Source organism: Oceanobacillus luteolus, assembly GCF_023715655.1.
Classification (GTDB): Bacteria; Bacillota; Bacilli; order Bacillales; family Amphibacillaceae; genus Oceanobacillus; species Oceanobacillus luteolus.
In genome coordinates this window covers 1-15,953 of record NZ_JAMBON010000055.1, presented here as the reverse complement: position 1 = coordinate 15,953, position 15,953 = coordinate 1, and the positions used below count along the sequence as shown (strand labels likewise).

Below are 15,953 nucleotides of genomic sequence, written 5' to 3'. Positions count from 1 at the left end.
TCCAATAATTTCCAGTAAATTCGCATAACTTTACTGGGTTAGTTTAGTGTTGCCTTTTTTAAGGATAATGCACCTTGATAACTGAACAATTATTTATTTACCTCTTGACATATCACCGCAGGTCTTTATTTATGTCAAAACAATATAATAAGCGAGTTACCTTTTATAAGTATTTTATAGAAAGCTATACATGAATACAATTGAAACGTACTGGAAACTTCTCGACTGAAATATTGCTGAAGAAAAGATATACTGATACAAGAAATAGGAAAGGAAGAGATTCGATGATACGCACAATGGCAATACGAAGACTTCATGGAGAGGATCTCGAACTATTCAAAGATATGGATACCGGCATAGAGGACGACTATGTATTACGTGTATTTGATCAATTAACAGAAGGGAACAATCGGCTTTTTGGGCTTTTCATAAATGATCAAATCGCAGTTATCGGCGGCTTTACACTCTTTAAAAAACGCTATGCGATGTTAGGTCGATTAAGGACAGATCGCAGATTCCGTGGTCAAAATCTTGCAACCGAATTGAACAGATATTTAATCAAAGAAGCTTTCCATATCGATGGAATCGACTGGGTCGGGGCGAATACACAAGAAGATAATCTTCCAGCGAAACGAGTACTTAAGAAACTGGGACTTACACCCCTAGCCGCTTTACATGGAGCATGGACGGATAACTTATCTTCCTTATCAAATGATCAGGAACAATGGCAAGAGGTCTATAACAAAGACGAAAAGAAGGACTGGATACAGGGTGCAATCATAGATACAAATTATATTTTCCCCTACGCTTGCTATTATCCATTTCCCGCATCTTGGGAACTATTCAATGGAGATGAACTCGATCATTGGCGTTTCTTTGAAAACAAACAACGGACCCGATTTTTCATCTTAAAAACCGACCAGAAGAAACATCATTACCTTCATTTAGTGTATCCTTGGAATGACTTACATCTCCATACTGGAATATGGGAAACGACACAATCAGTATATGAGGATATCGTGAAGGAAGATCCAAATGAGCAGACATATATTTGGGTAGATTTAACAAAAGAAGCAGCCAGCCAATTACCTAAAAACCACTCATTTACATTACCTTCTCCATGGGTTTTACATGGTATCACAAAAGAAAAATGGGAGCGAATGAATTAACTTCATTCCTCCCCTCCAGCTTCACTACTATATTCAATGGTCACTTCTTCCATTTCCTTAATCGCAGCTTGATAAATCCGTTCCAACTCCTTTTCCAACATCGCTTTATCTTCAGTTCCTATTTCCAAATTTGGGAGTTGTTGGAGCTTTTCATCAGCATATTTCCGAAGCATGTCAACTTGCTTTTCCTTTTCTTCTTCAATGAGTTCTTGCAATTCTATCTCTACTTCGGTAATCTTTTCTGCCAGTGCTGCCTTCAAACGTTCGGTTTGTTTGGCTTGTTCCTCTTGAATTGCTCTGTCAATTTCCTCGATGGATTCATCCGTCTTATTATTGAACCAAGTTGTTAGAACACCGGAAATAGAAGAATCTGCAGCAGTTATTGTTAATCCCCCAGTAAACAGCGAAACACTAATCAATAGAATATAAAATGACCGTTTCTTTTTACTCATGATTAACCTCCGGAAAAGAAGGGGAAGGTTCTGGAAAAGAGCCTAACCTTATTATTCATTGATGCCTGATATAACCGCATCTAAAGCAGCTTTTGCTTCTTCACCCAGTTGCTGCGCTGTAGCCGTAATCAATTCTTCCTGCTGGCTCACTAAAGCATCCAGGACGTTATTTACTTCTTCCGTCAAGCTGTCGATTGCCCAATCCACTTGGTTTCTAAGATTTCTTGAAGTAATCTCTTCCTGTATTTCCAACTCTGCCGCTAATTCTTCTTGTGCAGCCTGTATAGCCTCTTCCAACTCCTGAACCGCCTGATCTCTCGCCACTTCAATATCAGATGTCAGTTGAGCGATTGCAGCATTCCCTGATTCAGATGTAAATGTGGTTAAGTCATTGGTTGCATATTCCAGGCCAGCATCTGCATTTCTTAAGATTTCGAAGTACCCATCAAGAAATACATTGTAGAACTGCAAACCAACCTCAGCTAAAATCGCCTGTTTCTCCCCATCAATCTCTCCGATATGCTCCAATTTTGCTTGAATAAGTTCTTCCAATGTTGTTCCTGTCGCCAATTCCCTGCTTAAATCAATATCCACACCGGCTTGCTCTTTTAAAGCAGCATATTCAGCCTCAAGCCCAGGCAACTTACTTTCAACGTACGCTTCTGTATCTGCTTCAATATCGGCTACCGATTGACCAAACATCCCGTTATACCATGCACGCAGCTGCTCCCCTGCACTCGTGGATGCAAAAGCCATCCCCGCCCCCCAAACCATGACAATAGCTAATCCAATTATGGTAATCTTCCCTTTGAAAGAATGCATAAATTTTTTCACTAGTTAACTCCCCTTTTCATTGTTTAAGTAGTAAATCTTCCAGATATTCCGTTATCTCTGTATTGATTTCTTTTCTAATGCTTTCTTCTTTCTCTTTTTCATAATGGTTTAATCTTTTTAGTAAACTTCGTTCCTTCTTCGATTCTTCCAACTCTTTTTCAATTTGAATCCGATAGTCCTGCAAATCATTGATCACGGTATCAACTTCCAGTTTAATTACTAACTCGGACTCCTCTTTCCGTGCCTTCATTTTCTCTTTTGCATTATCGGCTTCTTGGTGAAAAAGAGTGGGGATCAAGTTGATTATTTCTTGAGTTGACTGCTTATGTAAATTCAAAGAGGTATTTTCGGTTGCTTCGGCAGATGATAGATTAAAATGTAAGAGCAACAATAGAAAAAGACTTCCTAACCGCAACGTTTTTCCCACATCACCTCTTCCTTTCCCTTTTCTAGTAAATTACTGTTAAGTTTTATAGTAACAGATTGAATAATATTAAAAATCGGAAAATTAAACTATTTTTGTTCTAGTAGTAAAGATAGCCTCCTTTCATTTTATTTGGGAGTAACCTTCGCGCACGGTACTAATACATGGTTATATACTCCCAAAGCGAAATAATAGAATAGAAATTTCTTCTATGAGGAAAAAATGCATTTTCCTCTCTCTATTCCTAAAGTATGATATTATCTCAAATATCAAACTATCTACCCGGCTATTTTGAAACTTTTTATCTGTAAATTTGAAACAAATCCTATCATTTTTCGTATAAACTATTAATTAATATAAACAGGAGGGGAAAATATTGGAGCATATTACTAAAAAACGTTTAAAAGCAATACTTATCGATTCTATTCTGAGTGGTGTCGTATCATATGGGGCAGAATGTATCTTACGGAAAAAAATTAAGAATGAGGCTTTCCATGCAGTAGTATTGCCATTTGCAACACAGTACACACTTGAGTATGTACAATTGAAAACTACTGGCAGTACGATCGGCTATAAATTGATGGGGCTGGAGCTGGCCAATGAAGATGACAGCGAATTAACCGGTAAACAAATCGTAAAACGTATGGTACATCGCGATACGACGAGTACAATAGAGTATATCCGTGATCGAAAAAACTTTGCAGAGCAAGATGGAGCCGTCTTTCCCCACGACAAGAGGACAGGCACCATTGTTAGAGAAGTGTCGAAGTAATAGTTTTGAAGTTTAAAGACAATAAAACACAGCTCCGTTACACTTAGGGAGCTGTGTTTTCATTTTCCATCACATGAACCATGAAAGGATAGAAACAAAGATTTAAAACGTTATAGCTTACTTTCCTTGTTTCTGTTTTTCGCGAAGAAAGAATTCTGCAGAAGGTAATTCATCGTTTTTCAAAAATTGGGATAAGTAATTCGAAGCTTCTTCAATTTTATCCGACAAATAGTTTGTTCTTTCAAAGAGAATACTGCGGAAGTAATCGAGCTGTCTCATTACTTTTGCCGTTAGTGCTTCCTGACTATCCAATCGTTTTTCAAACTTTTTATTTGCCTCTTCCTGAGAGTCCAACTGATTCATTATGCTCTCCTGCATTTCCAATTGTTTATTCACACTGTTTGACAACTGTTCATTTTCCTTTGAAATGTTCTCCAACTTTTGAAGCAGTTGCTGATGGTTCGAAGACATCCTACTCCATTTTTCTTGGAGTTCGGTTTCTTTTAATCGGCCTTTCTCCAATTGGTTACGGGTTGCAGATTGTTCCATTTCCAACTTGGTCAGCTGATCCAACAGTTCCTGTTCCATCACAACTTGCTTTTTATTGAATTGTTCCAAGGTTTTTAATTGACCTTCCACATTCAGCCATTTTCTTTCTTCTTCTACATGTTGGTTGTCAATCAACGTTTTTATACTTTGTATATGGGATTGAATGGAATGATTAAAACGGGCTTGTTCTTTCACCATTTCGGATGCATGGTTATATATAAAAACATCCTGGTTATTTCCTTCCAGTTCCGCACCATTTCGATAAATATTCAGTTTATTTTCATTGATATAGAGCCCCATCGTTTCACCCCTTGTGCATTACTCCCATTATTTTATGCAGTAATCACAAGATAGGGACTTTCTATTCGATTCGGTTATCTGCGAATGTAGAAACAGACTGCTTCACGCTGCGGCCACCAATCACACGGCTCACTTTTTCAAGAATTAAGTCAACCGATTCTTCGTCATTGAACAAATCATAATCAGCGATGTTAATCCGCAATACCGGGCAAGCATTAAAGCTATCAATCCATTTACTATAACGGTCATGCATTTCTTCCCAATAACTTATTGGTGTGCTCTTTTCCATTTCTCTTCCACGCTCATGGATCCGTTCAAGGACTTCATCCAATGAACCTTCAATGTAGATAAGCAAATCTGGATGAGGAAAATATGGAGTCATGACCATCGCATCAAATAAGTTTTTATACGTTTCATAATCGGTCGGGGTCATCGTCCCTTTCTCATAATGCATCTTGGCAAAAATCCCCGTGTCTTCATATATCGACCGATCTTGGACAAATCCGCCGCCATACTCAAAGATTTTCTTTTGTTCTTTGAACCGTTCCGCAAGAAAATACACTTGCAAGTGGAAGCTCCAACGCTGAAAATCTTCATAAAAACTTTCCAAATATGGGTTATTATCTACCTTTTCAAAAGATGTCTTGAAATTCAATGCGTTTGCTAACGTTTTTGTCATCGTGGATTTGCCTACACCAACGGTACCGGCAATCGTAATTACTGCATCATTTGGGATTCCGTATTTTTCTCTTGCATTCATTGTTCTGCTCCTTTTACCATAAGCTCTTCTAACTTTTCTTCCACGGCTGCGATAATAGAATTCAATTTTTCCGGATAACGGACGAAATCCTGCTCATCACCGTTTATTCGTAGAACGGGGATTTCGGGATGTTCCTGTTCAAATCTCTCCATAAAATGATCGTAATCACTAGAAAGCTGATTTAAGTATGCAGGATCAATATTTCTTTCAATTTTTCTATCACGCTTTTTAATTCGTTCCAAAATGGTTTCTAGACTTCCTGTTATGTATATGATTAAATTCGGCAAAGGCATGTCCTTTGTAAGAATTTCATAAATCTGCTCATATTTTTCCAACTGGTTGCCACTTAGTGTACGTCTTGCAAAGATCATATTTTTAGCTATATGATAATCAGCAACAATAGGATGTTGCTTCATTAAATAGTTCTTCTGTATATCTTCCAATTGTTTATAACGATTACATAAAAAAAACATTTCCGTTTGAAAGCTCCATTCGCTTACATCTTCATAAAATTTACCGAGAAAAGGGTTTTCATCGACAATTTCTTTTAATAAATGAAAATCAAAATGAGTGGATATCCTTTGTGCCAGCGATGTTTTTCCAATGCCAATTGGACCTTCAACTGCAATGAATGGTATTTTCGCCATTCTAACTCCCTCCTCAAATCAGACCTTTCATATTCTAACATAATATTTTTTATTCTACTAGAGAGGAAATGTACTCCATATTTCAATTTTACATTTTATGATGAGCTAGATTTAGTAGGTTAGGATGTTAGAAGTTAGGGGTATATTCTATTACATTCCAATTCAGCCAGCGACCAACCAACCTTCCTTGTCCATACTAGCATTTCTACGCCGGAACGAATCCATATTATTTAAAGAAAGATGGGGAGTAAAGATGAGTTTAACGAAACAAATTGTAATCGCACTAATAGCAGGTGTTGTTGCAGGTATATGTTTGACATTTGTGCCTAGTAATATTTTTAATAACATTGATACGTACTTATTAAGCCCAGTAGGGCAAATTTTCTTAAATCTGATTATGATGCTCGTAGTACCAATTGTATTTGTATCCATCGTACTTGGAACAGCAGGCCTTGGTAACCCGGCTGAATTAGGTAAGATAGGTATTGGTGCACTGGGGTTTTTCCTAGTTACATCAGCGATCGCCATTGCAATTGGTTTAGGAATAGGAAATATACTAGAGCCTGGAAAAGAAGGCGTATTTGAAACAGATGCAACATTTGAAGGGGAAGAAGCACCCCCAATCATGGATACGATAACTAATATTATCCCTGAAAACCCAATAAGTGCGATGGCATCGGGAGACATGTTGCAAATTATTGCATTTGCTGTATTTATTGGGATTGCACTTGCCATTTTAAAAGAAAAGACAATTGGTATCCATCAATTGTTTGAACAGGCTAACGAAATATTAAATTGGTTAATTACCAAAATCATGTATGTGGCACCATATGGAGCGTTCGCGCTGATCGCTTCTGCAATTGGAGGAGCTGGAATTGATGCTTTAAGCTCTATGGCAATGTATATGATTGCCGTCCTTCTCAGTCTCCTTATCCATGGTACGTTCGTATATGGCTCAGCGATTTTGTTTCTTGGCAAAGCAAATCCGGTAACATTTTTTAAAGGGTTCTTCCCTGCAATGTCAGTTGGTTTCAGTACATCCAGTTCCAATGCGACATTACCGATTTCAATGAAAACCGCTCAAGAAAAACTTGGCGTAAAAAAAGAAATCTCAAGCTTCGTGCAACCTTTAGGAGCAACCATCAATATGGATGGTACTGCGATTATGCAAGCAGTCGCAGTCGTATTCATTTCTCAGGTGTACGCCATTCCATTGTCACTCACCGATTATTTACTTGTTATCCTGACCGCTACGCTTGCAAGTATCGGAACTGCTGGAGTTCCTAGTGTAGGATTGGTCATGCTTGCGATGGTGTTAAATCAAGTCAATCTCCCGGTAGAAGGAATTGCATTGATTATCGGTGTGGACCGATTACTGGACATGGTCAGAACATCCGTCAACATTACCGGAGATGCGACTTGTGCATATATCTTGTCCGAAAGGGAAAAACGAAATACCCACACAGCCAATTAAAAAAGAGGACGAAATCGTCCTCTTTTTCTATGCAAGAATATCTAATTTCCATGTATCTATTGAAAGAACATCTTCATAGTTGTCTAGTAATCGATGAAAGATGGTCTCCCAGGATTGAGCTTGGGCGTATTGAAATCCCTGTTCCCCCATTCGAACTCGTAGTTCATCATTGGAAAGCAACGAAACAACTGCTTGCGCAAACTGCATAGCATTTTTCTCTTCACATAAAAGACCCGTCTTTCCCCGTTCGATGATGTTCCTTACACCACCTGCATCCGCACCAATCACTGGTGTACCACAAGCGAGTGATTCTAAAACAACATTTCCGAATGTCTCTGATGCGGATGGGAATACAAAGAGATTTGCTGCAGCATAGACTCTCGCAAGTTCTTTACCTTCAATAAATCCAGTCAATGTCATATTATCTGGTGCCGCTGTCTTCAGACCCTCTTTCAGTGGGCCATCACCTACAACAAGCCAGTGGACCTTTTCTTTTATCCCTTCTGGTAAGTGCTCAGCAATAGACGGTAAAAGCATAATATCTTTTTCTGACGCAATCCGTCCTACATAGAGCAGTATATACTTTTCTTCTATACCGTATGTTGTTCGAACCAATTCTGTATGATAATCACGATGGAAAATATCTCCGTCAATTCCTCTTGGCCAAATAGCTATATTTTTAAAATCATGTTCCTCCAGACGTACTTTCGTATCAATGGAAGGTACAAAAATCTTTTCCAGTGGACGATGAAACCATTTCAAATATTTCCATAGCACATCCGTCAAAAATTGTAAGTGATAGTGTTCAAGATATTTATCAAAATCTGTATGATAGGAACCAACTAGAGGGATATGATACTTTTTAGCAAAATGCAGTCCACATAAGCCTAAATTAAAAGGTGTCGCCACATGGATAATATCCGGCTTAAATTCCATTATTTCCTCTTTGATCTGTAACATGTTAGGAAAAGCTATCCGGCATTCAGGATACAATAAAAATGGCATACTTTGAAAGGATAAAACTTGTGAAGAAAATTGACTCTCTTTCGTCGCTTTTGGTGCAAATACACGATAATCAATATTATTTTTCTTTAAGAATTTCGTATATCGATCAAGCGTCCTTGCCACCCCATTCACATCTGGAACAAAAGTATCTGTAAAAATAGCTATTCTCATAATAACCCCCACATGATTATCATTTTTGATAACTTCCATACCGTAATACTTTATTCATTATGCGTTTTCCAACCGGATTACAGCGCTGTGCTTCCCTACATCTTTAAAAGTTCAAAAGATCATGCACCATTTACAAAACATGCGGAACAAATTGCTGTATCGCTAAAAATGAACACAGACCGGTTGTACTGCCAAGCATCATTCCTACCAACACATCTGAAGGATAATGTAGTCCTAAGAAAATTCGTGATAAGCCAACTGAAACTCCAATGAATAATAGTGCGGAGAACAGTAACGGGGATAATAAAATAAATGGCACGGTGACAGAAAAAATCGCGGTCGTATGACCAGAAGGAAAGGAGTGGTCCTTTAATGGATTATCCAATACATTCGTATTTTCCAAAACAAAATAAGGACGTCTTCTTGGGTAAATCTTTTTCATGATTGCAACAGGCAAATGGCTGACTGCTAAAGAAATAGCCGCAGCAATCGCAGTCATCTGAACTTCTTGACGGGTAAAAAGCATGAGTAAAACAACCCCAGCGATAGTGAACGTTGCCCCACCTAAATGAGTAATGATACGAAAATATCGCTGTAACAGAGGATGATCAAAATATTTATTAATCGACCGGAAAAGCTGACTATCCACTTCATACAAGTTATCCCATATTTTCATCCTTCATCCCTCCTTCTTCTACCTCCATCTTAAGGGATGAATACTAATCCATTGCTAATTTACTTTAAAGCTATTGTAAAATTCCATACAATAAAAAAATCAGCAGGTTCATCTGCTGATTTCGAAAATATATTCATATATTTTATTAACTTGGCAATAAAAACAACAACACACAGAAGTAATGACAAACGGTACCAAATATCACGAATAGATGCCATACAAGGTGATGATACGGGAACCCACGCCATATATAGAAGATACAACCGAACGTATAAAACATCCCGCCAACAACGAGTAACATCAGGCCCGTCGGATGAAGATTCGCGACAATCTGATTCCAACCAAGGACGACAATCCATCCCATTAATACATATAATAATGTAGAAGTGATGAGGAATTTCTTCGTAAAGAATGCTTTAAATATAATGCCTCCCAACGCAATTCCCCAAACGATGCCAAACATCGTCCAGCCCAGTGTCCCTTGAATTACATGAAAAATAAGTGGAGTATAGGTCCCTGCAATGAACAAATAAATGGAAGCATGATCAAAAATCTCAAAAAGATCCTTGGCCTTCCCCGGTGGTAAAGCGTGGGCCATCGTAGAAGAAAAATACAAGACGAGCATCGTTGAACCAAATATGGTGAAACTCACAACATGTAATGCAGTTCCTTCTGTAGCTGCAGTAAGAATCAATACAACTAATCCCGCGATACTGAAGAGTGCCCCAATTCCATGCGTGATTGCATTTGCAACCTCTTCACCTTTCGTAAAAACATGTGTTGTTGCCAAAAACATCATTCCTTAATTACTTATTTTGTCTAGTATACCAGATGTATACCTTTATTGTTCTTAGATTAACCAGAAGTGGGTTATTTTATCATAAAAAGGGGATAGAATCGCCTCTATCCCCTTGAAGTTAAATAATCCGTATACGTATCACATTTTCAATAGCATTGATTTCCGCTTGAATACCCGGCAAAACATCACCATTCACTTTTTCATCGATATCTATCATCGTATAGGCAAAATCACCACGACTTTTATTGATCATCGCCGCTATATTCAATTCCCGCGTAGAAATGATGGAACTGATTTGTCCTACCATATTCGGTACGTTCCGATGGAATACGGTGATTCTGCGTTTTCCTGTATAAGGAAGAATCGCATTCGGGAAATTAACAGCATTACGGATATTACCTGTTTCCAGAAAATCTTTTAATTGATGGGTAGCCATCCTTGCACAATTTTCTTCAGATTCTTTTGTAGATGCCCCGAGATGCGGTAAAGCAATTGCATTTTCCATATGCAAAATACGATCATTCGGGAAGTCAGTGATATATTTACCAATCTGACCTTCTTTTAATGCAACTTCCAGGTCATCCTCATTCACTAAGCCACCACGTGAAAAGTTAAATAAATGGACGCCAGGTTTCATGCGTTGGAAAGCCTCCGCATTCAGTTTACCTTTCGTTTCTTCCGTCAGTGGGACATGAATCGTTATATAATCCGCTTTTTCAAATACTTCCTCCATGGACATCGCACGTTCGATATTTCGTGAAAGTCTCCATGCAGTATCAACAGATATATATGGATCGTAACCAATAACATCCATATCCAAGTTCAACGCATCATTCGCAACGAGAGCACCAATTGCCCCCAGCCCAATCACACCAAGTTTTTTTCCTTTCACTTCTCGACCGACAAATTGCTTTTTCCCCTCTTCAATGAGCTTGGGTACATCTTCTCCCTTTCCTTTCAGCGAATTTACCCACTCAATCCCCTGAAATAAATTACGGGAAGAAGCCATTATTGCCGTAAGCACCATTTCTTTGACCGCGTTGGCATTTGCTCCAGGCGTATTGAAAACTACAATTCCCTTTTCCGCACAAGCTCGGATGGGGATGTTGTTTACACCAGCTCCAGCACGCGCAATAGCCTTCAAATTGTCATTGAACTCCATATCATGCATGTGATAACTGCGCACAACGATTCCATCAGGATTCTTTGCTTCATTATCAACTTTATAGTTTTCATCCTTTAAAACTGCCATTCCAGACTTAGCAATATTGTTTAATGTTTTGATCGTTTTAATTTTGTCTAAAGTTATTGTTGTCATCTCTCTAATCTTTCTCCTTTTTGGCTTTACTTTTCTTTCTCGTCTCCTAAGAAATAAAAAAAGACTGGAATAATTCCAATCTCAGAAAGAACGAAAACAACAAAAAAACCTCTTGTTTTCTTCTGTCCTTTTGCCTGAGATTTTGAACCCTTCGGCGATGCAATTTGCATTCTCTCCAGAAGCTGCTCCTGTCATAGTGTCACCCACAACATTCGTCGCTTGAAAATATTCTCTTTTCTGACCGCCCCCTTAAATATAAAAAGGCAAGGAGTTATGAAAGTTCCCTTACCTGCCCAGGCGATCGACACATACTCATTACGTGCTCCCTTGCGGTACTCCGCATTTTCGCCAGTTACACGTAACGTTTCAATTTGAAGCTATCTTAACAGAATTTAAAATATATTTCAATAGGTAAAGAGCCGATATTTTAAATTTTTCAGTCAGATGGAGTTATTATTATACTCCCTCTATCCACTACCTTTAATATACCCTTTCCATTTCACACATAAAAAAGAGAAACGAGCAATTCATTTGCTTGTTTCTCTTTTCTGTTCGCACATTTCACGTACCACAAAATGTCTGATATTCGTCTATTTCATAATTTCTCTGGGCAAATTCTTTCTGTTCATCAGAATGGGCATAAGGATTTTTCAACATGGCTAACAGGCTTTCCATCACCGTCTTGTCGTCGTTTTGAACTACAGCTGCGATCGCTTCCTCTACCCAGCGGTTTCTTGGGATGAGCGCTGGATTGCTCTTTCGCATGAGTTCATGGCTTTCTTCTTTACTTTGCTTTTGCCTGCTAAGTCGTTCCTGCCATTTTGTCTTCCATTTCTTAAAATCTTCCATTGCTCCCATAGGGAAGTTCGATTCATCTTCATACGTTAACGCAAGGAAAGTATTCGTATAATCAACTTGATAATGCTGCATCATGGACAACAAATCTTGAATTAATTTCTCATCTTCGGCTTCTTCGTCCATGATTCCAAGTTTAGCCCGCATACCAGCATAATAATGGTGACGATACAGCTTACTAAATTCTGAAATAGCCCCTTGTGCGTTATTCACCGCTTCTTCCTTACCACGACCAAGTAACGGCAGAAGTGATTCGGCAAAGCGGGCCAGGTTCCAAGAGGCAATACCTGGCTGATTTTGATAGGCATAACGACCATTGTAATCAATCGAACTGAATACCGTTTTTGGATCGTAATGATCCATGAAAGCACAGGGACCGTAATCGATGGTTTCTCCGCTAATTGTCATATTATCCGTATTCATGACGCCATGGATAAAACCAACAAGCTGCCATTTGGCGATCAATTGCGCTTGGCGTCTAATGACTTCCTGCAAAAATGCAAGATAAGGATTAGGTGACTCCATTACATCAGGGTCATGGCGTTCTATCGTGTAATCAGCAAGTTTCACAAGCTCTTCTATCTCTCCATATTTCGCAGCAAATTGAAAAGTTCCAACGCGTATATGACTTGATGCAACCCTTGTTAAAATTGCTCCTTCCAATTCGATTTCACGTTGGATCATCTCTCCAGTAGTGACTACCGCGAGACTTCTCGTCGTCGGTATATTCAATCTATGCATTGCTTCACTGATGATATATTCCCTTAACATCGGACCGAGTGCAGCCCTGCCATCACCACCACGTGAATAAGGGGTTTTACCTGCACCTTTAAGTTGGATATCATATCGTTCGTTATCTGGAGTAATGTGTTCACCAATTAACATGGCTCTTCCATCACCTAACATCGTGAAATGTCCGAATTGATGTCCAGCGTAGCTTTGAGCAATAGGAATGGAGTTTGTCGGAACACGGTTGCCGGCGAATATTTCAACAGCTTCTGCACCCTTCATTTCCTCATTGTTCAAGCCAACTGATGCTCCTAATTCATCATTGTATATGACTAGTTTTGGTTGTCTGACAGGGTTCGGTGTGACTTGCTCATAGAAAATCTCCGGGAGATCGGTGTACGTATTTTTTAGGTTCCAGCCTTGATTATTTTTCATAAAGACTCCTTATGGTATAGATGATATGTTATACGGATTAGTGTACTTCTTAGGACCATAGTTATTCAAGGTATTTGACTGTATAAGCGAACTTGTAAAATAGATAGATGAGTTAGAATTGAAGAAAGAAACTAGCTGTCGTGGAAATTTACCAAATCCATTACCACTTACTCCGTTAAATACCTTATGGCAGCCTCTGCAAACACCTCAGCACATTGTACAAGATTCTCCACCGAAACTTGTTCATCGTACCCATGGATTGTGTCTTGGATTCCAGGACCGTATAGTATCGTATCGATTCCATGATTCCGAAAGTGACTAGCATCGCTTGAACCAATTAGAAGGACACTGAAGACAGGTTCGCCCTTTCCTAGGACCGTACGGATTCCTTCCTCCACAGCCTGCACAATTTTGCTATTCTCTGAAGTCCAATTCGGATTGTTATGTCGTACCATTGGCTCTATCACAGCATCAGGGGACACAGCGTGAACTAGATTTCTCACAAAATCATAGACAAATTCAGGTCTCATCCCAAATGGAACTCGGATATCCACTTCGATGGTGCAGCTGTCCGCAACGACATTAACCTTTGTACCACCACGCATAATACCGGTATTAAAAGAAGGTCGGTATAACAAATGCGCTAACATAGGGTTGCCTTGACGGTTTGCTAAAAACCACTCGGTATGGTATAAAAGTTGCTGAAGTTCACGTGGTGGCGTCGCTGTATAATCCCATAACCTTGCTAATCCTTGGACTACAGTCGCACCTTTCTTGACAGCTGAAACACCACTGACCGGATGACGACTTCCATGGTCTGCTTCACCAGGTATTGTTATTTGCATCCATGCCATCGCCTTTTCTCCGATGTTGGGATGATGCGTGTGCGTCGGTTCACCAATGAGGCATGCATCCCCTGTAATCATCCCTTCTTCCAAAAGAGATGCCACTTCTATACCGCCATCTTCTTCATCTGGTGAAGCAATAAGAGCTAAACTTCCTTTTAAGTTTAAAGAAAAAGCGAACTCTTGAAGGAGTCCGGCTACAAAAACTAATGCTGCCATCCCACCTTTCATATCTGAAGCGCCCCTTCCGAGAAGCATTCCATCTCTAACTTCACCAGAATAAGGATCAAAAGTCCATTCTAGGGGATCTCCTGCAGGAACGACATCCGTATGACCACATAACAACAATCTTGGTCCTGGTATTCTATTCAATCGAGTCTCACCAATAACAGTAACCAGCTTATTTTGATTGCTTTCGTGCTCGGATATTTTAAAGCCTCTTGCTCCTAAATACCGGCTAATCTGAAAACCTATTTCCGCAGACCACTTCTCAAAATCAACTGATGGATTCTCCGACGGAATTCGAATGAATGCTGCAGCAAGGTCGACCAATTCCTGTTTTCTCGATCTGATTATCTGTCGAATCATACTGGCATCCATAAGACACACCCCTCCAGATATTATCCCAAGCCATAGTTCTAGTCTATTCTATGCGCTCTTTAATTTAATATATCTATAGGAGTAATTTGGAAGTATTAATTCAACCTCCGAATATATCATGGCAACCTGGATGATATGGAACAATAAGTCAATTTTAAAGTTGAGATTGACAATTAGTCTATTTCACTTTATTCATGTCTAACTGTCCATTTTAATTCTAATTGCTAAAACTCCCCATTCTTTTTCTTGCTCTTTTGTATAAATACTGTATGTTCCATCCAACATCTCTTCCATTGTCCAACCCCCACAATCAAACTCTTCAAACGGGATATCATTATACATCGCTTCAAATGTCTCATATGGATGAAGCCCCGTTACTTCTACTCTTAAATTATCATCCTGCTCTGGTACTTTGACAAATTCAATAATGTCACCAACTTGGATTTCTCTTCTTTTTTCATCATATAGACGGACTTCAACTTTCTTTCTCCCTTCCTTTATCGACTGGAAGTATTCACCATATAACCCCATTTGATGCTTCATGTTAATTCACCTCTTATCAAATCCAGTGTAGCATTTGGTTGTATTGACTGAAATGGTGCTACCATCTCGTCAAAAGTTTCCCTCTCCTCCAGAAACGGACTATGGTTGCTATAACTAAACTTATATAAAACCGAATTATGTAAGTTTGAGTGGATTTCTTCAGAAAATACGATTGGACATTGAGCATCATGTACACCGGAATAAACGAAGACAGGAACTGTAATATGTTTCAATTGGTCAACAATATCAAATGTCGGTAATTCTGTATAAGAATAATAATCCAATCGTTTTCCATTTGTTTTTCCACTGCTTGGTTTTTGAAAATATTCATTTCTCTTTTCTGGACGATACAACGACATATTCGACCATTCTACACCAGCGTTTCTTCTTTCTTCGCGATCATTAGATGTTTTTAAAATCTCCAGTATTTCCAATACCCTTTTATTTAACGGCGACTCCGGGCAATACATGCTAAACCAGCTAATAGTTGTCAATATTTTTCTCTAAAAAAATTAATTCTCTCATGATATACTAAAATTACGTATGCCAAATAACCCTCCACTACATAGTGATTGGAAGGTTTTGTTATATTTAGT

At 38.9% G+C, this 15,953-nt stretch carries 17 protein-coding genes and 2 riboswitches; of the genes, 3 read left to right on the top strand and 14 right to left on the bottom strand.

Going from position 1 to position 15,953, the window contains the following annotated elements:
- The first annotated feature begins 284 nt into the window (after positions 1-284).
- Entirely contained in the window at positions 285-1,169 is an 885-nt protein-coding gene (locus M3210_RS18255; protein WP_251517370.1) for a GNAT family N-acetyltransferase, read from the top strand.
- Positions 1,170-1,171: 2 nt separating this feature from the next.
- On the opposite strand, the gene M3210_RS18250 is transcribed toward M3210_RS18255, so the two are convergent.
- From M3210_RS18250 to M3210_RS18240, 3 genes are read right to left on the bottom strand one after another with little or no spacing between them, the layout of a single operon-like run.
- Positions 1,172-1,621 carry a hypothetical protein gene (locus M3210_RS18250; RefSeq protein WP_251517368.1) on the bottom strand — a complete coding sequence of 150 codons (450 nt, stop codon included), beginning with the start codon at positions 1,619-1,621 and terminating at the stop codon, positions 1,172-1,174.
- A gap of 51 nt (positions 1,622-1,672) precedes the next feature.
- The gene (locus tag M3210_RS18245; RefSeq protein ID WP_251517366.1) at positions 1,673-2,455 is read right to left on the bottom strand and encodes a hypothetical protein; all 783 of its coding nucleotides are present in this window, start codon (positions 2,453-2,455) and stop codon (positions 1,673-1,675) included.
- A gap of 16 nt (positions 2,456-2,471) precedes the next feature.
- Positions 2,472-2,882, bottom strand: a complete 411-nt coding sequence (locus M3210_RS18240) for a hypothetical protein (RefSeq protein ID WP_251517364.1) — start codon at positions 2,880-2,882, stop codon at positions 2,472-2,474.
- A 373-nt stretch (positions 2,883-3,255) separates the two neighbouring features.
- On the opposite strand from M3210_RS18240, the gene M3210_RS18235 reads away from it, so the two are divergent.
- Positions 3,256-3,651 (top strand): RDD family protein, encoded by a 396-nt coding sequence (locus M3210_RS18235; protein ID WP_251517362.1) that lies wholly within the window; start codon positions 3,256-3,258, stop codon positions 3,649-3,651.
- A 117-nt stretch (positions 3,652-3,768) separates the two neighbouring features.
- On the opposite strand, the gene M3210_RS18230 is transcribed toward M3210_RS18235, so the two are convergent.
- The 3 genes from M3210_RS18230 to M3210_RS18220 all read right to left on the bottom strand — a co-directional run bounded on the left by M3210_RS18230 (position 3,769) and on the right by M3210_RS18220 (position 5,907).
- Complete coding sequence (locus M3210_RS18230; protein WP_251517360.1) at positions 3,769-4,500, bottom strand: hypothetical protein; 732 nt, start codon at positions 4,498-4,500, stop codon at positions 3,769-3,771.
- Positions 4,501-4,561: 61 nt separating this feature from the next.
- Positions 4,562-5,260, bottom strand: a complete 699-nt coding sequence (locus M3210_RS18225; RefSeq protein WP_251517358.1) for a deoxynucleoside kinase — start codon at positions 5,258-5,260, stop codon at positions 4,562-4,564.
- Positions 5,257-5,907: a deoxynucleoside kinase gene (locus M3210_RS18220; protein WP_251517356.1), complete on the bottom strand. Its 651-nt coding sequence runs from the start codon at positions 5,905-5,907 to the stop codon at positions 5,257-5,259. The genes M3210_RS18225 and M3210_RS18220 overlap by 4 nt, the downstream gene beginning before the upstream one ends.
- A gap of 253 nt (positions 5,908-6,160) precedes the next feature.
- Here M3210_RS18220 and M3210_RS18215 point away from each other — a divergent pair, with 253 nt between their 5' ends.
- A complete protein-coding gene (locus M3210_RS18215; RefSeq protein ID WP_251517372.1) occupies positions 6,161-7,381 on the top strand; it encodes a dicarboxylate/amino acid:cation symporter in 1,221 nt (406 codons plus the stop codon).
- Between the two features lie 27 nt (positions 7,382-7,408).
- On the opposite strand, the gene M3210_RS18210 is transcribed toward M3210_RS18215, so the two are convergent.
- The 8 genes from M3210_RS18210 to M3210_RS18175 all read right to left on the bottom strand — a co-directional run bounded on the left by M3210_RS18210 (position 7,409) and on the right by M3210_RS18175 (position 15,827).
- Entirely contained in the window at positions 7,409-8,557 is a 1,149-nt protein-coding gene (locus M3210_RS18210) for a glycosyltransferase family 4 protein (RefSeq protein ID WP_251517354.1), read from the bottom strand.
- Positions 8,558-8,687: 130 nt separating this feature from the next.
- A complete protein-coding gene (locus M3210_RS18205) occupies positions 8,688-9,233 on the bottom strand; it encodes a phosphatase PAP2 family protein (RefSeq protein ID WP_251517352.1) in 546 nt (181 codons plus the stop codon).
- A 145-nt stretch (positions 9,234-9,378) separates the two neighbouring features.
- Positions 9,379-10,023, bottom strand: a complete 645-nt coding sequence (trhA, locus tag M3210_RS18200) for a PAQR family membrane homeostasis protein TrhA (protein ID WP_251517350.1) — start codon at positions 10,021-10,023, stop codon at positions 9,379-9,381.
- Positions 10,024-10,150: 127 nt separating this feature from the next.
- On the bottom strand, positions 10,151-11,350 hold the full coding sequence (locus M3210_RS18195; protein WP_251517348.1) for a phosphoglycerate dehydrogenase: 1,200 nt from the start codon (positions 11,348-11,350) through the stop codon (positions 10,151-10,153).
- Positions 11,351-11,462: 112 nt separating this feature from the next.
- Positions 11,463-11,539: riboswitch (glycine riboswitch) on the bottom strand.
- 95 nt (positions 11,540-11,634) lie between these two features.
- Positions 11,635-11,716: riboswitch (ZMP/ZTP riboswitch) on the bottom strand.
- A gap of 195 nt (positions 11,717-11,911) precedes the next feature.
- Complete coding sequence (locus tag M3210_RS18190; RefSeq protein WP_251517345.1) at positions 11,912-13,369, bottom strand: protein adenylyltransferase SelO; 1,458 nt, start codon at positions 13,367-13,369, stop codon at positions 11,912-11,914.
- A 167-nt stretch (positions 13,370-13,536) separates the two neighbouring features.
- Positions 13,537-14,814, bottom strand: coding sequence for a M20 family metallopeptidase (locus M3210_RS18185; RefSeq protein ID WP_251517342.1), 1,278 nt, complete (start codon positions 14,812-14,814; stop codon positions 13,537-13,539).
- A 198-nt stretch (positions 14,815-15,012) separates the two neighbouring features.
- Positions 15,013-15,357 carry an ASCH domain-containing protein gene (locus M3210_RS18180; RefSeq protein WP_251517340.1) on the bottom strand — a complete coding sequence of 115 codons (345 nt, stop codon included), beginning with the start codon at positions 15,355-15,357 and terminating at the stop codon, positions 15,013-15,015.
- Complete coding sequence (locus tag M3210_RS18175; protein WP_251517338.1) at positions 15,354-15,827, bottom strand: alpha/beta fold hydrolase; 474 nt, start codon at positions 15,825-15,827, stop codon at positions 15,354-15,356. The genes M3210_RS18180 and M3210_RS18175 overlap by 4 nt, the downstream gene beginning before the upstream one ends.
- Positions 15,828-15,953: the final 126 nt, after the last annotated feature.